This is a genomic window from Roseateles sp. YR242 (genome assembly GCF_900109745.1).
Classification (GTDB): Bacteria; Pseudomonadota; Gammaproteobacteria; order Burkholderiales; family Burkholderiaceae_C; genus Roseateles.
Window position 1 is genome coordinate 231,285 of record NZ_FOAV01000001.1, and the last position, 23,182, is coordinate 254,466.

Genomic DNA, 23,182 nt, shown 5'->3' on the forward strand with positions numbered 1-23,182 from the left:
CGAACCGCCGTCAGCGCCGGTGACATGGTGAGGGTTGGAACGTCAATGGAGGCTGGATGCGAGGCTGTGCGCTTGGTGGGAAGAGCATGCTTAGCCCTGTTTCGTCAGCGCTTCCAGCCGCTCCAGGATGGCTATCCATCTTTCTCGGAACTCGCGGCCGAACGATGCCGGAACGCCTTCTTCGGGCCGCAGTCCTGTCGAGTCGCCCAGGGTCGCCTTGGGCGCCGTGCCCACACGATCCTGAATGATGCGGCGCGTCACATAGTCGGCAAGTAGCGGCGGAAGATCGAACGCCATGGCGACAAAGGCGGCAATGGCCACCTGATCATCGGTCGCCAGATCAACACCACCAGTCGCCTTGCCCAGGTAGGCCGGCAGCACCCCTGCGGAAGCTTCGGCACGGCTGCGGCTCGGCGTCAATTGATCGTTGCCCACGACGGTGGGGCCCAGTGACGATATGACAGGCTCCATCGCCTTATCCTTGCCGGCCACACGGGCGGCCTGAGCGCCAATCACTTCCAGGCTGGTACCGTCGTCGCCCCCTCCCAGTCTCAGATTCAGGGTGGCGGACGTCTTCAGCTCCGCCAAAGGCGCCAGCCCGCCAAGCGCCGACTCAATGGCCGCAATTGTCTTGGCGACCGCCTCCGGCTCGCGTTCGACCCTTTCCCTGCCATACCAGCGCGCCAATGCTGCTTCAAGTTTTTCCTTCACGGGCCCCGCAGCGAGTTGCACCTCTTCCCGCGTTCTCTGCTGCTCCACAGTGCCCCCAATGGACGCTGGCTGCGTAAATCGATAGTCCGCATCCGGAATGTCGGCAGCCTTGTTTTCCAGCGCCGCCTTCAGCCCGGCATCCAGCGCCCCCGAGGCCGATTCATCGGGGCCGACGGCGTACACGAGGTAGTCAAACGCTGTCTTGGGTGCCTCGGAAGCCTTGAGCACACTCGGCACGCCGTTTCGCGTCAGGATATCGGCCACCCCCGCAGAGTGCCGGTCTTGCCCTGCGGTCACCGTCACCCCCTCATTCACCCCCACGCCCGTCACACGTTGGTAATTACCAAAGTAGGCCAGCACCACAGTCAGGTTACTGGTCTTGATCTTGTAGTTCGCGAAGCCCTTGACCCAGGCAGGTTTGCTTGCCGCGAACCAAGTCACCTTGATGTCTGCGTTCGTGGCGCTGTAGGCCACATCCACCCCGGCGTTGGGCCCTGCCAGAACGATGCTGAAATCGGCCCCTCGATGGGCCCTGACCCTGTTCAATTCGGAGTCCGGCTTGCCGAGTTGGCGGTGGAACTCGTCCATGTCCAGCACACGGACGTTGTCTCCGCTGGCCTGCCGCCGCTCGAAGTCCTCCACGTCGATCGGCGGCTTGTGCTTGCCAATCCCCAAGGCAGAGACCAGATGCCGCGCCCGGAAAGTCCCCCGGCCGGTCTCGACCTCGTAATAAGCCGGGTCCGCTTCGGCCTTGCGGACGCCGCCACTGCGGACGTCCGTATCGATCTGCAGCACGCTATGGGCCTTCAACACCTCGGCCACCTCTACAGAAAACTCTCCGGTGTCGGCGAAGCTTTCCGGATCGTCCGCCCGGCCCCGCTGGGGGCTGATCCAACCCAATGGGTGGTTCACCGACTTGAAGGCGCGATCATTTCTGGAGCCCGGTTCCCAGGGCTGAACACGCCCGATCACCAGGGTCTGCAGCGGGTCGCTTCCCAGGCGGTTTGCCACCATGTGGTAGGCCACTGCGGGCCCCGTACCTAGGTAGACCGTGTCCCAGACGCGCTCGCTCCAGATGGCTGAGGCGCCGGGCCCGTCCTTGGTTGACGATTCCCGCTGCTTTCTCACCAGCGCCGTGTAGACCTTCGTCAGGTGTTCCCGATTGTCCAGCGCGACCGGTGTATCCCCATCCCGCACCTTCTCGCTCTTGCCTTGGGGTCGCAAACGCACGGACCGCACGGCGTCGCGCACCCACATCTCGTTGAAGGCGTCACCCACCGCCTTGACCAACCGAACGTGTTCGTCACCGGTCACCGGGGGGCTCAAATCCGGCGCCGACAAGGCACCACTGCCATGGAGGCCGAATACCTTGGCCAGTTCAGTACTGAAGTCGTACGCATCCAGGCTGTGCCGCTCCAGCGCCATCACTTCATGGAACAAGGCCATCACGTGCTGGTCATTGTCCAGATCCACCTCGCCATGCTCTGTGGCGTCGTGCGCCAATTCAATCAGCCGGTGCCCCAGCGACAGGTTGTCGGGGTCCTCCCCAAACGCAGACTCAAACGCCTGCTGATCCTCCTTGGTAAGACTGGTCTTGATACGCTGAAATGCCACTCTCACCCTTGGCTTCACATCCGCGTGGAGAGGCCGGCGCTCCAGACCTTCGCCCACATAGTCGATGCGACGCTGGTGGACACCCTGAACCACCCGCCGCTGCGCGAGCATGCGCGGAGACCGGTCCACCAAGTCTTGCAACGCCCCATGGCGGAACACCCCGTGCGACGCGGTTTCGAGTGGTGGCGCTGACTCATGCTTGTGAGGCAGGCTCGAAGGCTCATGCTGCTTCGGGGCTGGCGCTTGAATTCTCATGTCTGTCCTCAGGGAAGCTGCTTTCCGATGAGCTAATTTCCGCTCCTGACCCCACCGACCCATCGCCTGCAAGCCGTTGACCGATCCGCAGGCGCATGGACGCCCGATAGGAGGAGCTGATGTCCATCAGCGTAGGAACGTTGTTGCCCCTGCGCCATCAGCAAGCATCGGAGATGAGGCGGACTAATCTCCCAGGAAACCTCTGCAAAACCCCGAGTCTTTCATGACCTGGACACCGGCCCAGATCCCAGAGCGCCTGCATGCCTTCCGCGACAGCGACAGCGGCCAGCAGCAATGGGAGACCGACTACAGCCGCCTGCTCAACTTCGTCTGCGCCAACCTGGATGAGGCCTATGAAGATCTGGCCACCAGCGTGGAGGACTGCGACAGCGAGGCGGACACCTTCCACTCGCTGACCGGAAACTGGAGCGTGATCGACGTTAAACAGGCGCTCAACAAGCGCTTCAAGCCCGAACACGTGGCGCGGCTCGGCAACGAGCATGTGATTTATCCATCACTGTCTCGCCGCGCGTACGAGCAGTTGATTGAGCAAGGCTGTGCCCGCTACGCCAAGGAGGCCGAGGGCCGTTGCGGCTTGCGATTTGAACTGCCGGAGGATGCGCTGGACCTGTATGCGCAGAGCTTGGCTGCGTTTCGGGCAGGGTGTGGGGCGCTATCCAAACAGCCATTCGTCATGGGCGAGGAAACCAGCATGGCGTACTCGGGTGCACTCGGTATCCTGGGCGCGATCTCATAGCTGGAGGCGACCACTCGCCTCGCCTGACCATGTCGCTGAAGAAGCTCTCCCCCCTCTTGCGCCTCACGCCCGCCTCTGCGGGCGTGATCATTTTCTGCGCCACCGCCTTTGTCGCCACGCAGGCTGTCGCGGCCGACGCACCGGCGGTCACCGCAGGCCCTGCCGCTGCGGCTTCCACGCCAGCCGCCGCGGCGAAATGGAATGTCAACGCGCCTCCCGGCGAAAAGCGCACCGCCCAGCTCGATGTCCACACCGGCACCTGGATGTCGGTGGACGTCAGCCCCGATGGCAAGCAGATCGTTTTCGACCTGCTTGGTGACCTCTACCTCATGCCCATCGGCGGCGGTGAAGCCAAGGCGCTGACCCATTCGATGGCCTGGGAGATGCAGCCTCGTTTTTCGCCGGACGGCAAGCAGATCGCCTTCGTGTCGGACGCTGGCGGCGGCGACAACATCTGGGTGATGAACGTGGACGGCAGCCAGGCCCGCGCCATCACCACCGAGGACTTCCGCCTGCTCAACAACCCGGTGTGGCACCCCAGCGGCAAATACCTGCTGGCGCGCAAACACTTCACCGGCACACGTTCGCTGGGCAGCGGCGAAATCTGGATGTATTCGCTGGACGGCGGCAAAGGCCAGCAACTCAACGAAAAGCCGAACTGGCAGAAGGACCTCGGCGAGCCCGCCATCTCCCCGGATGGCAAATACTTCTACTACTCGCAGGACAGCACCCCGGGTCGTTCCTTCGAATACAACAAGGACAGCAACGGCGAGATCTTCCGCATCTACCGCCAGGACCTGCGCGATGGCACCAACGAAGCCTTCGTGACCGGCCCCGGTGGCGCGATCCGCCCGACGCCTTCGCCAGATGGTCGGTACCTGGCCTTCATCCGTCGCCTGCGCAATGACAGCGGCAGCCAGACCACCCTGTTCATCAAGGACCTGAAAACCGGGCGGGAAAGCCCGGCCTGGAATGGCCTGGAACGCGACCTGCAGGAAGCCTGGTCGGTGCATGGCGTGTACCCCGGCATCGCCTGGACGCCCGACAGCAAGCAGATAGTGGCGTGGGCCCAGGGCAAGCTCTGGCGTGTGGATCCCTTCAAGTCGCTCTCCAGCCCCACCGTGACCGAAATCCCCTTCCATGTGAAGGACGAACGCGAGATCCGCCCTGCCCTGCGCTTTGCGCAGGAGGTGTCGCCGGACCGATTCGAATCCCGCATGCTGCGCTGGGTGCGTGTCTCACCGGATGGGAAGCGCGTGGTCTATTCCGCCGCCGGTTATCTCTATCAGAACGAACTGCGCGACGGCCAACCCGTCGGCGAGGCCAAGCGCCTGACGGCACAGACCGAACGCTTCGAATACTTCCCCAGCTTCTCCCGTGATGGCCGTGAACTGGTCTTCGTGAGCTGGAACGATGCCGAGCAGGCCCGCGTACGCAAGCTGGACCTGGCCTCCGGCCGCGAAATCCTCATCACGCCCGAACAAGGCAAATACCTCTACCCCGTGTTCTCACCGGATGGCAAGACCATTGCCTATCGCAAGTCCAAGGGCGGCTACCTGACCTCACCGTGGAACGCCCTGGAGCCGGGCATCTACATCGCCAGCGCCGACGGCAAGGGCCAGCCCCGCCGCGTGGCCAAGGAGGGGGAAACACCGCAATTCGGCGCCGACAGCAACACGCTCTACGTGACCCGCACGCAGCAGACCGGCGAAGTGGACTCCCTGCATCAACTCGTGCGCCTGAAGCTGGACGAGCACGAGGAGACCGTGGTGGCCAAGAGCGAATTCGCTACCGCCTTTACGGTGTCGCCGGACGGCCTGTACCTGGGCTTCAACGAACGCTTTCACACCTACGTCACGCCGCTGGCGCCCAGCGGCAAGCCGCTCACGGTGGGCCCCAAGGCGGACGCCATGCCGGTCACCCGGCTGGACGTGAATGCGGCCGACGACCTGCAATGGTCGGCAGACAGCCGCTCGCTGCATTACGCGCTGGGCAATGAGCTGTTCAACGTCTCGCTGGCGGAAGCCGCCAAGCCCGGCTTCAAGGCCGCCGAGCATGGCGTGAAGATCGGCCCCACGCTGGTGGCCGACAAGCCGCAGGGCCGTTTTGCCATCGTGGGTGCACGCATCGTGACGATGAAGGCCAGCCAGCCGGACCAGGTGATCGAAGACGGTGTGCTGCTCATCGAAAACGATCGCATCAAGGCCATCGGCAGCCGCGCCGAGGTGAGCATCCCTGCGGGGACGCAGACCCTGCAGGCGGCGGGCAAGACCATCATCCCTGGACTGATCGACGCGCACTGGCATGGCACGATGGCAGAAACGGAGATCATCCCGCAGCAGAGTTGGGTGAACTATGCCTCCCTGGCCTTTGGCCTGACCACGCTGCATGACCCGTCCAACCGCACCAGCGACATCTTCACGCAAGCCGAGATGCAGCGCACCGGCCGTGTGGTGGGCCCGCGCATCTTCTCCACCGGCACGGTGCTGTACGGTGCCAAGGCGGACTTCTCCGCCGTCATCAACAGCCTGGACGACGCCACCACCCACCTGAAACGGCTGCAGGCCGCTGGCGCGTTCAGCGTCAAGAGCTACAACCAACCGCGGCGCGATCAGCGCCAGCAGGTGCTGGAAGCGGCCCGCGAGACCCACATGATGGTCGTGCCCGAGGGCGGCAGCCTCTACCAGATGAACATGAGCATGGTGGTGGACGGCCATACCGGCATCGAACACGCCCTGCCCGTGCCCAAGGTCTATGAGGACGTGAAGCAGCTGTGGCCGCAGACGCAAGTGGGCTACACGCCCACGCTGAATGTGGCCTACGGTGGCCTGGACGGCGAGCATTACTGGTACGCCCGCACGGATGTGTGGCGCCATCCCATCCTGAGCAAGTTTGTGCCCAAGACCGTGCTGGAGCCGCGCAGCGTGCGGCGCGAGACGGCGCCGGAGGAAGACTTCAACGTCATCCAGGTGGCCAAGACCGCCACCGAACTGCAGCGTGCGGGCGTGCCGGTCAACATTGGCGCGCACGGTCAGCGTGAAGGCCTGGGCGCCCACTGGGAGCTGTGGATGCTGGGTCTGGGCGGCATGACCCCGCTGGAGGCCCTGCGCAGTGCCACGCTGAATCCGGCCCGTTACCTCGGCCTGGACAAGGACATTGGCTCACTGGAAGCGGGCAAGCTGGCCGATCTGGTGGTCCTGGACGGGGACGTGCTCAAGGACATCCGCCAAAGCGACAAGATCAGCAAGGTGATGCTGGGCGGCCGGCTGTACGACATTCCCGCGATGAACGAGGTCTGGCCCCGCCAGAAGCCGCGCCAGGCGTTCTTCTTTGACGGGAAGGATGCAGCGGCGCCGGTGGATGCCGAGGCTGCCGGCGTGGAGCACGGCCACGGGCACGGCGACTGAGCCCCCCAGCCGGAGGCTTCAAGGGCCCCTTGCTGGGCCCTCTTCTCGAAAAGCGCCGTGAGGCGCTTTTTTTGGTTTGGGCCGCGCTTCACCCATCCTCGGCTCAGGCCGTGGCGAGCAGGCTGCGGGCATGGGCGACCAGACCGTCCAGCCAGTCCTGATGCCCGTTGATCATGGGGTGCCCCCTACTCGGTAGGCCTCCTCCTACACCGACCCGCCGCCCAGACCGACGTGATCTTGCGGCCGGGGACTGCCCACACCGACCCGGCAAATCCCTACATTGGACTCATCGCGGCACGGAGCCGCACCAGGAGATCCAGATGCTGCACTACGCCGTCGTCTTTTTCGTCATCGCCCTGATCGCTGCGCTCTTCGGCTTCGGCGGCATTGCCGCCGGTGCCGCGAGCATCGCGAAGATTCTCTTCTTCGTCTTTGTGATCATGGCCGTTGCGACCTTCGTGATGAGCCTGCTGCGTAAATGACGCAGCAAGCGACGTGGACGCACACCACGTTGTCTGGCAATTCCGCTTCCCACAACAACAGAGTTAGGACAACCATGAACAAGCCCACCCTCACCACCCTGTTCGCTGCAGCCATCGCTCTGAGCTGCGGCATGGCCCAGGCCGCCAATTTCTCCAAGTCGGTCTACGATGGCGCCAAGGACGACATCAAGAAAACCTACAAGGTCGACAAGGACGCCTGCGACAAACTGTCCGGCAATGCCAAGGACATCTGCGTCGAAGAAGCCAAGGGTCGCGAGAAGGTTGCCCTCGCCCAGCTGGAATACAACTACTCCGGTAGCAGCAAGGACGAAACCAAGGTGGTCGAGGCGCGTTATGAAGCCCGCTACGACATCGCCAAGGAACGCTGCGATGACCGCTCGGGTGATGCCAAGGACGTCTGCACCCGCGAGGCCAAGACCGCCTATGAAAAGGCCAAGGCCGACACCAAGATGAACAAGAAGGTCGCCGAGGCCGTGGACGACGCCGAAGAGGCTCGCGTCAAGGCTGACTACAAGCTGGCCTCCGAGAAGTGCAGCACGCTGGCTGGCGACGCCAAGGACGTGTGCGTCAACTCCGCCAAGGCTCGCTACAACCAACGCTGAATCCAGCACCCGTTGTAATCACCCCAGTGGGGGGCAGCGGCTGATTCCATCAGCTGCCGCCTAAAGGCAAAACCGGCGGGCCGGGCAAGAATACGAACAACAGCCCCGGCTCCCCGGAACGGCCATCTGCATCAAGGCACTCATCGGAGTGCCTTTTTGCTTTTTGCGAGAGCGAGGGAATCGCTGCATCACTCTCGCGAGCCGAGGGCGCCGTGGTTTTCCTTAGATAGATACCCCTTTCTAAATCCGGCCCGATCCTCACGGGTCAACCACACTCTTTACCGCCAGTTACAGGGTCGTGCTGTGTACGGCCGATAGCATCCCGCCGCCGGTGTACGAACACGGGCGAAAACAGAGAGCGGTGGCCCGCATATCCATATCTATAGGGCCAACCGCCAACGAGACGAGGGCGCCTTGGTATTGCGACGCACGCGGGGGTGATGTCGCAGCGAAGGCACAACTGCAGTGGCACGCTGAATCCCTATCGGACAGCGGGCTTGGCTGCGCATATCTGCAAGCACGATACCAATGAAACGCACAGAACTCGGCCCGGTGGAACTGGCTCAACTCCGCTACTTCGCGGCCGCCCTGGCGGCCTCCATGCTGACCATGGGCTGCGGCGGCGGAAGCGCCAACAGCACCGACACCACCAGCACGTCGACGACCACCCCCGCCACGTCGCCCGCGGCCTCGCCGACACCAGCGGCATCGCCCACGCCGGCCGCATCTCCAACGCCAGCGGCGTCCCCCACGCCCGCGGCATCGCCCACCCCTTCCCCGTCGCCAGCCCCGGCGCCAGCGACATCCACGACCACCACGCCCACCACCACCGACACCACCAGCGGCGGGTTTGCCGGCACGGTGACCGGCGGCGGCACCACCACGGCCGTGACCGTCACCACCGCTGCGGCCATGCAAGCCGCCATTGATGCCTACAGCGGCAGCGGCGGCCTGGTCATCACCTATGCCGGCACCTTTGACTTCTCAACCATTCCGGACCCCTGCACACAGTGGCAGAAGGCGGCTGGCGACATCGTCGAGGTCAAGAACAAGAGCGATGTCACGATCCAGGGCGCCAATGGCTCCGCAGCCAACTTTGGCCTGGCCATCAAGGGCGGCGCCACCAACGTCATCATCCGCAACATGACCATCGGTCTGCTGCCCGGTTCCATCGATGCCATCGGCATCGAAGGCCAGAGCAGCAAGTACCCGGGCTATATCTGGATCGACCACAACACGCTGTTCAGCTCGCTCGCGGAATGCACGGGTGCCGGGGACCTGGAGTTCGATGGCCTGGTGGACAACAAGGCAGGTGCGCATCACATCACCTACAGCTACAACTACATGCACGATCACCACAAGGTGGGCTTGATCGGCAGCAGTGACAGCGACTCGAGTGATCGCTACATCACCTATCATCACAACTACTACTACAACGTCGGCTCTCGCCTGCCGCTGCAGCGGGGCGGCTACACCCACATCTACAACAACCTCTACAGCGGTGTGACGGCCTCGGGCATCAACGTCCGCATGGGTGGGTACTCGCTGATCGAGTCCAACTACTTCGAGAACGCGAAGAACCCGGTGACCTCGCGCGACAGTTCCGCCATTGGCTACTGGGAGCTGCGCAACAACAACATCACCAAGCCGGCGGACTTCACGACCTACGGGATCACCTGGACTGATGCGGATTCGTCGCCGTCGCGCAATGCCTCGGACTGGACCTCCACAGCCACCTTCCCGGTAGCGCTGACCTACAGCTACACGCCCGATGCGCCGAGCTGTGTGAAGGCCAACCTGCCGAAGGTGGCAGGCGCCGGCACCAGCCTCGCCAAGTTGAGCTGCAGCTGAGTTTGACTTAAGGAACCTCTCGCGGGCGCGATGCAGAGGTCCCTTCAGCGTGTCGCCAAGTCAATGCGACGACACGAAGCTCGACCCTGGCGGCGCCGGCGGCACCTCGAAGCTCGCCTTCATGCGCCGCACCTCCGCCGCCGGGGTCAGCCCGAACAAACGCTTGAATTCGCGGTTGAACTGCGAGGTGCTCTCGTAGCCGACGGCGTGGCCGGCGGCGGCAGCCGTCATGCCCTCGCGCACCATCAGCAACCGCGCCTGATGGAGACGGGTGGACTTCAGGTACTGCATCGGCGAGCTCTGCGTGACAGCCTTGAAATGCACGTGGAACGACGGCACGCTCATGCCCGCTTCACGCGCCAGCAGCCCCAGATCGAGCCGGCTGGCGTGATCACGGTGAATACGCCGCAGCGCCTTGCCCACCTTGCCAAACTGGCCTTGCTGGGTCAGCGCTGCCCGCAGTGACTGGCCTTGCGGTCCCGTCAGCACCCGGAAATACAACTCCCGCACGGCAGCACGCCCCAGGACAGCAGCTTCCAGCGGACGGCTGAGCACTTGCAGCAGGCGCAGCACCGATTGCCGCATATCAACATCCATGGGGCTGGCCACCAGGCTTCTGGCCGAGTGGGGCGGCGCCTCGCCGCCTTCGCGATCCAGTTCCACCAGGAGCTCGGCGGCCAGCTGGAAGTCGAGGTGCAGGTACAGCGCCAACAAGGGGCGTTGCGGATCCCCCTCCGACTGCATCGTGAAAGGCACCGGCACGGCGACCGCCAGGTAATGCGCCTGGTCATAAACGATCACCTCCTCTCCGAAAAAGCCTCTTTTGGCCCCCTGGAGCACGACAACGATGCCAGGGTCATACAGCACCGGGGTGTCGGCCAGGGGCCGATCCGAGCGAAGCACCCGGACGCCCGGTAACGCGGTGAGGTTGTATCCCTCGCGCGGCGCCAGCGCACGTGCCAGGGTCATCGCGCTGTCTGCAGGTTCAGCCTGGCGCGTGGAGGACCGCTTCATAAGAATAGGCAAGAAATGGAGAACTTCTGAGCTCGAAATGGCCCAGCGCGAAGAATATTCTGCCCTCTTTCAAATTTTGAAAGAACCTGCATGTCAACGCAGAAGACCTTGTTCATCACCGGCGTCAGCAGCGGCTTTGGCCGCGCGCTGGCACAGAAGGCTTTGGCGGCGGGGCATCGCGTCGTCGGGACGGTGCGAAGCGTCCATGCGCAACAGGCCTTTGAACAGCTGCATGCCCGGCATGCCGTCGGACGCATCCTGGACGTGACCGACTTCGACGCCATTCCTGCCGCCACCGCCGAGATCGAGGCCACGGTCGGCCCTATCGACGTGCTGGTGAACAACGCCGGCTACGGCCATGAGGGTGTGATGGAGGAATCGTCGCTGAACGAGATGCGCCGGCAGTTCGATGTCAACGTCTTTGGGGCGGTGGCCATGATGAAGGCCGTACTGCCCTTCATGCGTCAACGCCGACGGGGGCACATCATCAACATCACCTCGATGGGTGGGTTGATCACGATGCCAGGAATCACTTACTACTGCGGCAGCAAGTTCGCGTTAGAAGGCATCTCCGAAGCGCTGGGCAAGGAAGTCAAGGCGCTGGGTATCGCCGTCACCGCTGTGGCGCCAGGCTCCTTCCGGACCGACTGGGCAGGGCGTTCCATGGCGCGCTCGCCACGAAGCATCGCCGACTACGACGCGATATTCGATCCGATCCGTGCAGCGCGCGAGGCCAAGAGTGGCACGCAGTTGGGCAACCCGGACAAAGCGGCGGATGCCATGTTGCGGCTGATCGAGAGTGATGCGCCGCCAGCGCATCTGCTGCTGGGCAGTGACGCCGTGGCCATGGTGCGAGACAAGCTCAGCGCTTTGAGCGCCGATATTTCCGAATGGGAAGCCGTCAGCAGATCGACGGATGGCTGACCTTTTCCGTTAGAAGAGCTTCTGGAACGTTACGGCCACCTTGCCGCCACCCCGAGGGCGTACGGACAGGGACGACTGGCCGCTCAGCTCCATGCGCAAGCCCTTGCGCAAATCGGCATAGGGCTTGCGGGTGTTGAAGACCATCCCGACGCGAACTTGTCGGCCCTGCGGCTCCAGGCCGTTCAGGTTCAGATCCTGGTAAGCCGACCGCTCACCCTCAACCAGCGGCGTCTCCAGGAAGACGTGGGACCGCGCCGTCATCGGCATGGCCACACCCAGCAACACGCCGGAATCGCCGGCGGCACCAGCGCGCCAGCCGCGATAAGGATTTTGGTAAAGGCCGCCCCCAATGGCCGGACCGCGTTGCTCCACACCCAACCCGACGCGAAGGCCTGTAGAAGCAAAGGGCTGCCCCCACACCATCGTCTGCCGAGCCGTGGCCGAGCGGCCATACCAATTGGCTGCCGAACCGGACAAACCCGCCGTCGCAAGGGGTTCCCCACTGCTCTGCGTGACGCTCACGCGTCGGGCCGGCTTGGCACTGACGCGATCCGCGAGGCTGTTGCCGGTCAACTCCACACGGTCGTCCAGCGAGGAGGAGGACCAGTCCTTGTTGGCTGCCGGCTCGGCCAAAGCCATCCCGGCGGGCAACAGCAGCGCCATGAACACCGCCGGAACGGTGGCCTTCGGGGCCGTACGGTCATCACCAGCGTAAGCACCTGCCTGGGCGGGTTGACGACGAAGGGTTCGGAACAAAGCAGTCATGACATGCTCCCAACTCAGTATGGATCTTAGGACGCGGGTTGCGACAAGAAAATTTCCACGCGACGATTGGTCGCCCTGCCAGCTTCAGTGGCATTGCTAGCCAGGGGTTCGCGCGCGCCCCTACCCTCAACGAGTAGTCGGCCTCTCTGTACCCCATGGTTCACTAAATATTCCCGGACGGCTTCCGCACGATCCAGAGACAGGGGATCGTTGATCGCAGCCGGGCCGATGCCATCGGTGTGACCGACGATCGTCAGGCGTACATTGGCGTCCAGATGCCGGCTGACTTCGTCCAGCACGGGGCGCATGGTCGGCTTGACGTCGGCTCGCCCGGCGTCAAAGGACACATCAGCCGGGACGTTCAGGCGCAGCTGGTTGTCATCCGTTCGCACCACTTCGATGCCGGTACCGGCGGTGGCGCGTTCCAGCGCGGCGCGCTTTTCATCCATCTGGCGCGACCACAGATTGCCGGCCGTCGAACTCACCGAAGCCCCCTGGGCGGGGCCGTGGTGACGCTCGTTCATGGAGGCGCAACCGGTGGTGAGAAGGGTGAGCGCCACCAAGGGCGCCAGTGAGAGGCTCAGGCCGTCAATCGGATGCTGGCGGGCTGCGGAAACTGGAACTGAAGAGGTCGTCTGCATGGACATCTCCCGGGGCGTTGCATGCGGTTGGCATGAAGGGGATCGTTAATTCCATGCTAGAGAACGCGGGGGCCGGGAGGTGTAGTCGGCTGTCGGAAGCGAAAGTCAGACAGCGCCGACAAGCTCTGCCGGTGGGCGCCTCAGACCGCAGCAGCCTGGTCGGCATCGTTGCCGTCCAGGGGCAGCAGGTCGGCTTCGCTCAATTCGGTGCCGTCGATTTCCTCGTCGAAGCTGGCCAGGTCTGCGGCGTCACGGTGAGCGATCAGCGGCTTGTCCAGCGGGCGGTACACCCGGCTGCGCAGGCGTTGCAGACGTTCCGAACGGGCCACCTCCTGCATGACACGCGCCGGGTCCAGCAGCATCGCGAAAGGGTTGGCAGCGGCGAAGTCTTGGGTGGTCGTGTGCATTTGGGGGCTCCGTTGAAGCAGTTCAGCGTGGGATGAACTGTAGAAGCCGCCCTCTTTTCTCGACAGTCGGCCCAGCGCCAAACGCCGTGTCAGACGAATTCCTAGGCCACTGACAGGAGATGCCCCATGCAACGGTTCTGTTACTTCGACGGCTCGACGGGATGGCCCTTGGCCCGCACACCGTGGGCCGCCAATTGGGTCAGCCGCTGCGCCAGTTCGTCCTGACCTGCGCGCTTGGCAAAGTCCGCCGCGCTGTAGCCCACATCGTTCTTTAGACGCACGTCCGCATTGGCGGCCAGCAGGACATCCACGCTGCTGAGCCCGCCGTACCCCGCCGCCATCATGAGGGGGGTGGTGCCATTGGGTGAGCGGCTATTGAGGTCCGCGCCCTTTTCCACCAGCCAGCGGACCACGGCCTCGTTGGGGCCGGACGCGGCGTAGTGCAAGGGCCCCCAGCCGGCCTCGTTGACATGGGCGCCGCGCGCCACCAGTGTCTGCACCCATTCCAGCCGGCCCTTGATGGCGGCGAGCATCAGGGGGGTTTCCCCCGCCTGGTTGATGGCATTGACATCGAGGGCCGGGCTCTTGAGCAGCGCATTGAAGGCGTTTTCGGACTCTTCCCGGAGCGCCACATGCAGGGCTGTATTGCGCTGGGCGTCCCGCGCGTTGGGATCGGCACCCGCCAGCAGCAGCTTCGTCACTTCGCCAGCATGGTCAAAGCGGGCGGCCACCTGCAAGGGGGGCGGTGCGGGCCGCTCGGCCCCCGAGGCCGCTGCCGAAGGGGCGGAAGCCCCGCGCGCCGCCGGCTGCGCCACTGCCGCGCCGCCCGACAAGACGGCCGCGGCGACCGTACCCACCAGATTCAGCCAAACCCTTTGCGACCACACCGTCAAAGCCATCTCTGCCCTTTCAGTTTCTGAGGCCCGCTCAGGCCGCTGCTGGCAGCCGGAACAGCCGCCGTGTATTGGCCGTGCAATGTTCTGCAAAAGCCTCCACCGGCATGCCACGCAGCTCGGCGATCAAGGCCGCGACATAGGGCACGTAGGCGGGCTGGTTGGTCTTGCCCCGGTAAGGCACCGGCGCCAGATACGGGCTGTCCGTCTCGATCAGGATGCGGTCCAGCGGCACCACCTTTGCCACCTCACGCAGATCCGCTGCGTTCTTGAAGGTGACGATGCCGGAGAAGGAAATGTGGAAATCCAGGTCCAGCGCGGCCTTGGCCACGTCCATGGTCTCGGTGAAGCAGTGCAGAACACCGCCGGGCTCGCTGGCACCCTCCTCCCGCATCAGGCGCAGGGTGTCCTCGGCGCTGGAACGGGTGTGGATGACCAGCGGCTTGCCAGTCTGGCGGGCGGCCCGGATGTGGATGCGGAACCGCTCCCGCTGCCATTCCATGTCCGCGATGCTCCGGCCGTTCAGGCGGTAATAGTCCAGCCCGGTCTCGCCGATGGCCACCACCTTGGGGTGGTGGGCCTCGGCCACCAAGCCTTCCAGCGTCGGCTCCTGCATCTCTTCCGTGTCCGGATGCACGCCGACAGTGGCAAACAGCTGCGGATGCGCGTCCGCCAGGGCCTTGACCTGCGGAAACTCCTCCACCATGGTGCTGATGCACACCGCCTGCGACACACGCGCCTGCGCCATGGCGTCCAGCAGTTGCGGCAACTGGGCCTTGAGTTCGGGGAAGTTGAGGTGGCAGTGGGAGTCGATGAACATCGGAATGCAAGGCGCGCGGACGGGCCGCGCGCATCAGTGAGAACCCACGAGGTGGATCAGATGGTCTGGGTGGGCTTGGTCGAGGAAATGGCCGTACCCAGCACTTCTTCAATCTTGAGCTTGATCACCCGGGTTTTTTCGTCCGCCGGGAAGCGCACACCCACCCCCTGGGTTCGGCCACCCGGTGCATTGGCCGGCGTGATCCAGGCCACCTTGCCCGCCACCGGGTACCGCTGCGGGTCTTCCGGCATGCTCATCAGCAGATAGATGTCTTCACCCAGCTTGTAGTCCCGGGTGGTGGGCACAAACACGCCACCTTCCGAGAAGATGGGGATGTAGGCCGCATACAACGCGCCCTTCTCCTTGAACACGAGCTGGATCACGCTCGGCCGAGGGGCGCCAGCCGCGGGGGTACCGGAAGCACCGGAAGCACCGGCGGCCGCATGGGGAGGCGGGGCAGAGCTCATGGGCTTGAGAGTGAGTTCGCTCATGGTGTGAGTCTAGCGGTCTCGGATCGGTTCGGGGGCGGGTGCCGACCTCCGTCAGCCAGCCCGCGTCAAGCAATTGGCATCAAAGCGCATCAAATGGCAGCAAAGGTGTACGCCCGGGGCGCCGGCAGGCTGGGCGAGCCCCTCAGCGCGCTGGGCGCATGGCCTGCTGCCCCTGGGCCACCAGGGATTCCATCAACAAACCGGCGTTCAGCGGATGCTCGGCGTGCCGCGCCGCTTGCTGAAGGGTACGCGCCCATTGGTCCAACGCGGTTCGCACAGCGGGCAGTTTCGGCAATGCGTCACGCGGGAAGAAGCCGGGCGAGGCCCCATGGGCGATCCGCATCAGGTCGTGCACCAGGCGTTGCATGGCGGCGATGGCGCGCGGAACCGGCCAATCGGTCAGGGCCTGGGCTTCGCCCCGGGCGATCCGGCGGGGCAGTTCCAGCCAGGTCTTGGCGGCAATGCCCTCTTCGCTCCAGAGCAGCGCTTCCTGCGGGCGGCCGCCGGTGGCGGCGAGCAGCACGTCCGGGGTCTCCACCCCCTGGCTGGTCAGCCAGGCGAGGGCCGCGTCACGGGCCGGCAAGGCCATCTGCAAGGGCTGGCAGCGGCTGCGGATGGTGGGCAGCAGTTGCTGCGGCGCTGCACTGGCCAGCACAAATCGCAGCAAACCCGCCGGCTCTTCCAGCGTCTTGAGCAGCGCATTGGCCGCCACGGTATTCAACGCTTCGGCGGGGTACACCACCACCACCTTGGCCTTGCCACGCGCCGCGCTGACCTGGGCAAAGGACAGCACCTGGCGCACCGCCTCGATCTTGATCTCCCGGCTGGGCTTGGCCTTGCTGGCCTTGGGTTCCGCCCCTTCGGCGTCCATGGCGCCAAATCCCAGGGGTTCACGCAGGGCTTCGGGCAGCAGCACCTGAAAGTCCGGGTGGGAGCGCGAATGCAGCAGGCGGCAACTGGCGCACTGGCCGCAGCCGGGCTGGTCCGGCGCGGCACGGCCTTCACACAGCCAGGCCTGGGCCAGCAGCAGGGCCAGGTCGAACTGGCCGACACCGGCGGGGCCCTGTAACAGCATCGCATGGCTGCGACCCTGGGTGAGCGCCTGCTGCAATGGCGCCGCCAGCCAGGGCAGCGGCAGTTGGCCGTTGGCGGCCAGGCCGGTGATGTCGGTATCGGAATCTGAAGCGGACGCCATGGTGCTCACCATCCCCGCGCTTGCAGCGCCCGGATCACCTGCTCACCGACCCCGTCAATGGACTGGCTGGCATCGATCCGCACAAATCGGTGCGGCGCCTCCTTGGCACGGCGCGCGTAAGCGGCGCGCACGCGGGTGAAGAAATCCAGGTCCAGTTGTTCCAGACGGTCCGCTTCGCGAGCCTGGGCACGGCGGGCTGCGGCCACCGCCGGATCCACGTCGAACCAGAAGGTCAGGTCGGGTTCGCGGCCCTGCTGGACCCAGCCGGCCAGCGTGTTGAGCACCTGCCAGTCCATGCCGCGGCCGCCGCCCTGGTAGGCGAAGCTGGCATCGGTGAAACGGTCACACAGCACGGTCTGGCCCAACGCCAGCCCCGGCGCGATGACGCGCTGGAGATGGTCCCGGCGGGCGGCGAACACCAGCAGCGCTTCGGTCAGACCATCCATGTCCTGGTGCAGGAACAGCGCGCGCAGGGATTCCGCCAGCGCGGTGCCACCGGGCTCACGCGTCTGGACCAGGCTGGCGCCTCGCTGGCGCAGATGTTGCGCTACCCGTTCGACATGGGTGGACTTGCCGGCCCCGTCGATGCCTTCAAAGGTGATGAATCTGCCGGTCACGGCTGTTTTTTCCGCTCTTGTCCGTCCGCGCGGCTCAGTGGCCACGCTGGTATTTGTTGACCGCGCGATTATGCGCGGCGAGGTCGTCGCTGAACTGGCTGGTCCCGTCCCCACGGGCCACGAAGTACAGCGCCTTGGAGGGCGTCGGGTGCAGGGCCGCCTGCAGCGAGGCGAGGCCCGGCATGGAGATCGGTGTGGGCGGCAGGCCGCCGCGCAGGTAGGTGTTGTAGGGTGAGTCGGTCTGCAGGTGGATCTTGCGCAGGTTGCCGTCAAAGCTGTCGCCCAGGCCGTAGATGACGGTGGGGTCGGTCTGCAGCGGCATGCCCACCTTGAGCCGGTTGACGAACACCGCCGCCACCAGGCCCCGGTCCGCCGCCGCGCCGGTTTCCTTTTCCACGATGGAGGCCAGCGCCAGCGCCTCTTCCGGGCTGCGCAGGGGCAGGCCGTCGCTGCGGCCGGCCCAGGCGCTCTCCAGCCGCTTGCTCATGAGCGCATAGGCGCGTTTGAGCACCGTGATGTCGCTCACCCCGCGGCTGTAGGCGTAGGTGTCGGGGAAGAAGCGCCCCTCGGCTGGCAGGCCGGGCGCGCCGATGGCGGCCATGAGCTCGGCGTCGCTCAAACCCGCGGTGGTCTGTTTCAGCGCGGGAGCGGCGGCCAGGGCGGCACGCAGCTGGCGGATGTTCCAGCCCTCGATGATGCGCAATTGCTCCAGGGTCTGGTCACCCTTGACCATCTTGTCCAGCAGTTCGCGGGGGGTGATGCCGCCATGCACCTCGTAGCTGCCGGCACGGATCTTCCGGGCCTGGCCGGACCAGCGGAACCACTCATACAGCAGCCGGGCATCGCTCTGCACACCCGCGCCCACCCAGGCCTGGGCCACCTGCAGCGGCGGCGTGCCGGGCTCGATGGAGAGCTCCACGCTGGGCCGCGCCAGGGCCAGCGGCTGCTGCAACCACCAGAACCCCAGGGCCGCCGCCCCGCCGGCCAGCAGCACACACGCGAGCACCAGCCTGGCCAGCCAGCGCCCAACGCCCGCGCTCCCAGAGCCTGTGTGGGCCCGGGATCCCCGTTTTTTTGACTTGTTTCCTGCTCGTGCCAAGACCGGACACCCTCTATGAAATGCGGGGCTGATGATAATCGGGCCCATGACCGAGATTTCCCGCCCAACCTCGCCAGCGTCGCCCGCCTCCCTGGCCGGCGCTGTCCGCCTGACCGACTGGGGCGTCATGCGCGCCCAAGGGGAAGAATCCGCCAAGTTCCTGCACACCCAGCTGACGCAGGACCTGGCCCTGCAAACGCCAGAGCAGGCCCGCCTGGCGGGCTACTGTTCGCCCAAGGGCCGCCTGCTGGCCACCATGGTGGCGCTGAAGCCGGACGACCAATCCGTGCTGCTGGCCTTGCCGGCCGATGTGTTGCCCGCCACGCTGAAACGGCTGTCGATGTTTGTGATGCGTGCGAAATGCAAACTGACCGATGCGAGCGCCGAGTGGGCCGCGTGGGGTCTGGCCGGTGAACCCGCCGCCGCCTGGCTGGGTGCTTCGGCGCCGGCACAGGCCTGGCAGGTGGGCCGCTTCACCACGGCCGACGGTCAGGAGGCCCTGGTCACCCGACTGCCGGATGACGGCCGCCTGCCCCGCTTCCTGCTGCTGCAGGCGGCTGCGGCTCCCGCGCCGGCCCTGCCCGCCCTCGATCTGGCCGACTGGCAAGGCCTGGATGTACGCGCCGGGTTGGCCTGGGTACGTGGCGCCACGGTCGAGCAGTTCGTGCCCCAGATGATCAATCTGGAACTGGTGGGGGGCGTGAACTTCCAGAAGGGCTGTTATCCCGGCCAGGAAGTGGTGGCGCGCAGCCAGTACCGCGGCACCATCAAGCGCCGCGCTCAGCCGTTCACCGTGGCCGATGGTGCCCGGCCCCAATTGGCTCAGGAGATCTTCCACAGTGCCGACCCCGGCCAACCCGCCGGCCTGGTGGCCGCCGTGGGCCGCTCCGACGGTCAGGACGTGCTGCTGGCGGAGGTCAAGCTGGCGGCCCTGGAGGGCGGCAGCCTGCACCTGGGCAGCGCCGAAGGTCCGGCGCTGAGCCACCTCCCGCTTCCCTACATCATCGGAGAACCCCAATGAGCGCGGTCATGAAGCCAGGACAAGCCGGGCAACCAGCCACACCGGCTGCCATCGCCCAGGAGCTGTACGTCTATTACCGCGTGCACCTGGACCAGGCCCCCGCCGCATTGGCGGCGTTCGAGACCGCGCGGGACGGCCAGCCGGTACGGCTGCTGCAGCGCCGCGACCATGACCCGGTGTTCCAGACCTGGATGGAAATCTATGCGCCACCGCTGGCTGATGCCGTCGGCACCGAACTGCGCGTGGCCACCGCCATGGGCCCGTTCGCCCAGGGCCCGCGCCATCGCGAAGTCTTCGGGCCCATCGCTGGGTCGGAGGCCGGTGCCTGATGGAACATAACGTCACCCTGATCAGCACCCTCGCCGCCGGCTTCGGCCTGGCCCTCATCTTCGGTTTCATCGCAGAACGGCTCAAGGTTCCCGCCCTGGTGGGTTATCTGCTCGCCGGCATCATGATCGGCCCGGCCACACCGGGCTACGTGGCCGATATCGGCATTGCCTCCCAGTTGTCCGAAATCGGCGTGATGCTGCTGATGTTTGGCGTGGGGCTGCATTTCTCGTTCAAGGATCTGCTGGCCGTTAAACGCATTGCCCTGCCTGGGGCCGTGGTGCAGATGACGGTGGCCACGCTGCTGGGCACGGCCCTGGCGAAGAGCTGGGGCTGGACCACCGGTGGTGCGCTGGTCTTCGGGTTGTCGCTCTCGTGCGCGAGCACGGTGGTGCTGCTGAAGGCGCTGGAAGCCAAGGGCGCCATCGACTCCCTCAACGGCCGGATCGCGATTGGCTGGCTGGTGGTGGAAGACCTGGCCACCGTGCTGATCCTGGTGCTGTTGCCGCCCTTGGCGCCGGTGCTGGGCGGGGCGGTGGCTAGTGTGGCGGGTGCAGCAGGGGCAGGCGATCAGGCGCCGCTGTGGCAGACGATTGCCCAGACGCTGGCGCAGATCGCCGCCTTTGTGGTGCTGATGATGGTGGTTGGCCGCCGGCTGCTGCCCTGGATGCTCTGGCAGGTGGCGCGTACCGGTTCGCGCGAGCTGTTCACGCTCATGGTGATCGCGGTCGCGATCGGCATTGCCTACGGCGCATCGGAGCTGTTCCATGTGTCGTTCGCGCTGGGCGCCTTCTTCGCCGGCATGGTGATGCGCGAGTCGGAGTACAGCCACCGGGCGGCCGAAGAGTCTCTGCCGCTGCGGGACTCGTTCTCGGTGCTGTTCTTCGTGTCGGTGGGCATGCTGGTGGACCCGATGACGCTGGTGGACCAACCGTGGCATCTGCTGGCCACGCTGCTGGTGATCATGGTGGGCAAGGCGGTGGCCGCCGCCGCGCTGGTGCTGGTCTTCCGCTATCCGCTGAACACGGCGATGACGGTGTCAGCCAGCCTGGCGCAGATCGGTGAATTCAGTTTCATCCTGGCAGGGCTGGGGTTGCAACTGGGGCTGCTGCCCAAGGACGGGATGAACCTGGTGCTGGCGGGCGCGTTGTTCTCGATCGCGCTGAATCCGGTGATGTTTGCGATGGTGGGGCCGGTGCAGCGCTGGGTGTTGGCGCGCTCGGCGTTCGCGCGCAAGCTGGAGCAGCGTGACGACCCTTATGCGGAACTGCCCATGTCCACGGAGCGGGAGTTCCTGGAGGGGCAGGTGGTGCTGGTGGGCTACGGCCGCGTGGGGCGCCGGATTGCAAAGGCACTGGCGCAGCAGGACATCCCGGTGGTGGTGGCCGAGCAAAATCGCGAGACGGTGGAAGCCCTGCGCAAGCAAGGCCGGGCTGCCGTGAGCGGGGATGCGAGCGACCCGATGGTGCTGATCCAGGCGCACATCGCGAAAGCCGCCATGCTGGTGGTGGCACTGCCGGATTCGATGAAAGCTCGGCAGATGGCGGAGATTGCGCGTCAGCTGAATCCAGCTATCGAGATCGTGCTGCGGACGCACGGAGAGGACGAGTCCGAACTGCTGCGCAAGGAAAACCTCGGGACGGTGTTTTATGGCGAAGAGGAACTGGCACGCGGGATGAGTCGGCACGTGCTGCAGCGGTTCAATGCGCCAGTGGAGGGCGAGCGGGAACCCGCTGCGGCTGTGCCAGGGCACTGACGTTTCTCCTCTTCTCCTCTTCTCTTCTCCTCTTTGCTTCAATGCGAAGAGACTGGGTTTGCGGGGGAGGTTGCTCTTTTTGACTGCGCAGGAAAGGGCCGGCCCTTTCCGAACCGCGCACTGCGTCGAACCAGTGAGGCACATGCGGCAGCAACTCGCCCTTTACAGATACTCGCTAGCGTCTGCCCATGCCATCCATCCCCGCTAAGTCCAGCTCCGCCACCGTTACTTCGGTGACCATGATGACGGGTCCCTGCCGCCCAAGAGCCCAAGCCCGGTGGGCGACGTTAGCGCTCGCGCTGGCCATGGCATCCGGCCTGCTGGTGGCCTGCGGCGGACCACCAAAGGCGCGGTTGGAGGAACAGCGCCAACAGCAGACCTTCGCAGCCCAGGGCTACCCCGCGCAAGCCGAGGCGGTCACCGTGCTCGCCCAACAGTGGCGGCTGAAGAATGACGTGTTCCGGCTCAACCTGACCATTGGCAGCGCTTATGCCAGCGGCCCCGCGCGCCCCGTGGTGGTGTATCTGCCAGGCTTGGGTGAATCCGAGAACGCTGGCCAGAAGTGGCGGCAGGCTTGGGCCGCCGCCGGCTACGCCGTACTGTCCGTGCAGCCGTTGGAGGCGGATGCCCAAGCCTGGGCGTCCGACCTGGCACGCGCGGCCGAGTTCAAACGGCTGGGCCAGCAGCATTACGCCGAGGCGATGCTGCGCCAACGTCTGACGACCCTGGATGCCCTGGTGGCCGAGGCACGCCGGCTGGGACAAGCCGGCGAAACACCGTGGCGGGCCTTGGACTGGTCCCGCGCCGCCGTCGCAGGTTATGAGCTCGGCGCACAAGCCGCCATGACCATCGCCGGTGAACCGCTGGCAGACGGCACCACCATGGCACTGCGGAACTTCCAACCCAAGGCCGTGGTGGTCGTCAGCCCTCAGGTCATGGCCAACCCGCCAGCAGAACGCTTCCGTCAACTGCAGTTGCCCGTGCTCGGGCTGACCGGCCCCAACGATGACGACGTGATCGGCCTGGTCCAGCAGACCTCCTGGCGCACCCTGCCCTTCGACGCCATGCCCACCGACAAGGCCTGGTTGTTGTCCCTCGGCGGCATCACGCACTCGGCCCTCGCAGGCAACGAAGCACCCGCCCAAGCCGTGGCACAAGGCCGCAATGGCGAAAGCGCCGATAGCAGCGGCCGTGCAGGGGGCGGTGGTGGCGGTGGAGGCCGCCGTGGGGGTGGTGGTGGCGGTATGGGCGGTGGTCCCGGTGGCGGCATGGGTGCTGGCAACCGCATGCTGCAGCCGGTGCCCAACCAGCCCGACTGGCGCGGCCTGCATGAAGCCCAGTTGGCCTTCATCGCCGCACAACAAACCAGTACCGCCTTCCTGGACTGGCAGCTGAAGCAATCCCCCGCCGCCCGCAACTGGCTCACCGGCCCCGCCCAGGGTTGGTTAGGACACACCGGCCAGTTGACGGCCCCGTTGCGTTAAGGGAACGTCTGCATCACTCCCGCGAGCC

The 23,182-nt window shown here is 65.5% G+C and carries 22 protein-coding genes; 10 read left to right on the forward strand and 12 right to left on the reverse strand.

The window, feature by feature from the left end; genetic code table 11:
* Positions 1-90: 90 nt before the first annotated feature.
* Entirely contained in the window at positions 91-2,652 is a 2,562-nt protein-coding gene (locus tag BMY53_RS01030) for a hypothetical protein (RefSeq protein ID WP_143073868.1), read from the reverse strand.
* Between the two features lie 151 nt (positions 2,653-2,803).
* Between BMY53_RS01030 and BMY53_RS01035 the strand changes: the two genes are divergently transcribed.
* The 4 genes from BMY53_RS01035 (at position 2,804) to BMY53_RS01050 (ending at position 7,849) form a co-directional block, all read left to right on the forward strand.
* Positions 2,804-3,337: a hypothetical protein gene (locus BMY53_RS01035; RefSeq protein ID WP_092942674.1), complete on the forward strand. Its 534-nt coding sequence runs from the start codon at positions 2,804-2,806 to the stop codon at positions 3,335-3,337.
* Positions 3,338-3,366: 29 nt separating this feature from the next.
* A complete protein-coding gene (locus BMY53_RS01040) occupies positions 3,367-6,744 on the forward strand; it encodes an amidohydrolase family protein (RefSeq protein ID WP_092942677.1) in 3,378 nt (1,125 codons plus the stop codon).
* 320 nt (positions 6,745-7,064) lie between these two features.
* Positions 7,065-7,226, forward strand: a complete 162-nt coding sequence (locus BMY53_RS01045; protein ID WP_083525687.1) for a DUF1328 domain-containing protein — start codon at positions 7,065-7,067, stop codon at positions 7,224-7,226.
* Positions 7,227-7,300: 74 nt separating this feature from the next.
* Positions 7,301-7,849, forward strand: a complete 549-nt coding sequence (locus tag BMY53_RS01050; RefSeq protein WP_092942680.1) for a hypothetical protein — start codon at positions 7,301-7,303, stop codon at positions 7,847-7,849.
* A 572-nt stretch (positions 7,850-8,421) separates the two neighbouring features.
* Here BMY53_RS01050 and BMY53_RS01055 read toward each other — a convergent pair.
* Positions 8,422-8,763 (reverse strand): hypothetical protein, encoded by a 342-nt coding sequence (locus tag BMY53_RS01055; RefSeq protein WP_092942682.1) that lies wholly within the window; start codon positions 8,761-8,763, stop codon positions 8,422-8,424.
* Between BMY53_RS01055 and BMY53_RS01060 the strand changes: the two genes are divergently transcribed.
* Positions 8,738-9,700 (forward strand): pectate lyase family protein, encoded by a 963-nt coding sequence (locus BMY53_RS01060; RefSeq protein ID WP_218151155.1) that lies wholly within the window; start codon positions 8,738-8,740, stop codon positions 9,698-9,700. The genes BMY53_RS01055 and BMY53_RS01060 overlap by 26 nt on opposite strands.
* A gap of 60 nt (positions 9,701-9,760) precedes the next feature.
* Here the strand turns inward: BMY53_RS01060 and BMY53_RS01065 are convergent, their stop codons facing one another.
* Positions 9,761-10,669 carry an AraC family transcriptional regulator gene (locus tag BMY53_RS01065; RefSeq protein ID WP_092943697.1) on the reverse strand — a complete coding sequence of 303 codons (909 nt, stop codon included), beginning with the start codon at positions 10,667-10,669 and terminating at the stop codon, positions 9,761-9,763.
* 135 nt (positions 10,670-10,804) lie between these two features.
* Between BMY53_RS01065 and BMY53_RS01070 the strand changes: the two genes are divergently transcribed.
* The gene (locus tag BMY53_RS01070) at positions 10,805-11,638 is read left to right on the forward strand and encodes an oxidoreductase (protein ID WP_092942688.1); all 834 of its coding nucleotides are present in this window, start codon (positions 10,805-10,807) and stop codon (positions 11,636-11,638) included.
* A 9-nt stretch (positions 11,639-11,647) separates the two neighbouring features.
* On the opposite strand, the gene BMY53_RS01075 is transcribed toward BMY53_RS01070, so the two are convergent.
* From BMY53_RS01075 to mltG, 9 genes are all read right to left on the reverse strand, one after another.
* Complete coding sequence (locus BMY53_RS01075; protein WP_143073869.1) at positions 11,648-12,403, reverse strand: hypothetical protein; 756 nt, start codon at positions 12,401-12,403, stop codon at positions 11,648-11,650.
* 26 nt (positions 12,404-12,429) lie between these two features.
* Positions 12,430-13,044 (reverse strand): OmpA family protein, encoded by a 615-nt coding sequence (locus tag BMY53_RS01080; protein ID WP_092943699.1) that lies wholly within the window; start codon positions 13,042-13,044, stop codon positions 12,430-12,432.
* A gap of 140 nt (positions 13,045-13,184) precedes the next feature.
* Positions 13,185-13,451, reverse strand: a complete 267-nt coding sequence (locus tag BMY53_RS01085) for a hypothetical protein (RefSeq protein WP_092942694.1) — start codon at positions 13,449-13,451, stop codon at positions 13,185-13,187.
* Between the two features lie 140 nt (positions 13,452-13,591).
* Complete coding sequence (locus tag BMY53_RS01090; protein ID WP_177200657.1) at positions 13,592-14,308, reverse strand: ankyrin repeat domain-containing protein; 717 nt, start codon at positions 14,306-14,308, stop codon at positions 13,592-13,594.
* A gap of 70 nt (positions 14,309-14,378) precedes the next feature.
* On the reverse strand, positions 14,379-15,164 hold the full coding sequence (locus BMY53_RS01095) for a TatD family hydrolase (protein ID WP_092942700.1): 786 nt from the start codon (positions 15,162-15,164) through the stop codon (positions 14,379-14,381).
* Between the two features lie 56 nt (positions 15,165-15,220).
* Complete coding sequence (locus BMY53_RS01100; protein ID WP_092942703.1) at positions 15,221-15,631, reverse strand: PilZ domain-containing protein; 411 nt, start codon at positions 15,629-15,631, stop codon at positions 15,221-15,223.
* Positions 15,632-15,797: 166 nt separating this feature from the next.
* Positions 15,798-16,850, reverse strand: coding sequence for a DNA polymerase III subunit delta' (gene holB, locus BMY53_RS01105; RefSeq protein ID WP_092943701.1), 1,053 nt, complete (start codon positions 16,848-16,850; stop codon positions 15,798-15,800).
* Between the two features lie 5 nt (positions 16,851-16,855).
* Positions 16,856-17,467 carry a dTMP kinase gene (gene tmk / locus BMY53_RS01110; RefSeq protein ID WP_092942706.1) on the reverse strand — a complete coding sequence of 204 codons (612 nt, stop codon included), beginning with the start codon at positions 17,465-17,467 and terminating at the stop codon, positions 16,856-16,858.
* 34 nt (positions 17,468-17,501) lie between these two features.
* A complete protein-coding gene (gene mltG, locus BMY53_RS01115) occupies positions 17,502-18,473 on the reverse strand; it encodes an endolytic transglycosylase MltG (RefSeq protein WP_255369973.1) in 972 nt (323 codons plus the stop codon).
* Between the two features lie 139 nt (positions 18,474-18,612).
* Between mltG and BMY53_RS01120 the strand changes: the two genes are divergently transcribed.
* The 4 genes from BMY53_RS01120 to BMY53_RS01135 all read left to right on the forward strand — a co-directional run bounded on the left by BMY53_RS01120 (position 18,613) and on the right by BMY53_RS01135 (position 23,154).
* On the forward strand, positions 18,613-19,587 hold the full coding sequence (locus tag BMY53_RS01120) for a CAF17-like 4Fe-4S cluster assembly/insertion protein YgfZ (RefSeq protein ID WP_255369974.1): 975 nt from the start codon (positions 18,613-18,615) through the stop codon (positions 19,585-19,587).
* Between the two features lie 8 nt (positions 19,588-19,595).
* On the forward strand, positions 19,596-19,916 hold the full coding sequence (locus BMY53_RS01125; protein ID WP_177200659.1) for a DUF4936 family protein: 321 nt from the start codon (positions 19,596-19,598) through the stop codon (positions 19,914-19,916).
* Positions 19,916-21,670 carry a cation:proton antiporter domain-containing protein gene (gene ybaL, locus BMY53_RS01130; protein WP_092942714.1) on the forward strand — a complete coding sequence of 585 codons (1,755 nt, stop codon included), beginning with the start codon at positions 19,916-19,918 and terminating at the stop codon, positions 21,668-21,670. The genes BMY53_RS01125 and ybaL overlap by 1 nt, the downstream gene beginning before the upstream one ends.
* Before the next feature lie 305 nt (positions 21,671-21,975).
* A complete protein-coding gene (locus tag BMY53_RS01135; RefSeq protein WP_092942717.1) occupies positions 21,976-23,154 on the forward strand; it encodes an alpha/beta hydrolase in 1,179 nt (392 codons plus the stop codon).
* Positions 23,155-23,182 lie beyond the last annotated feature (28 nt).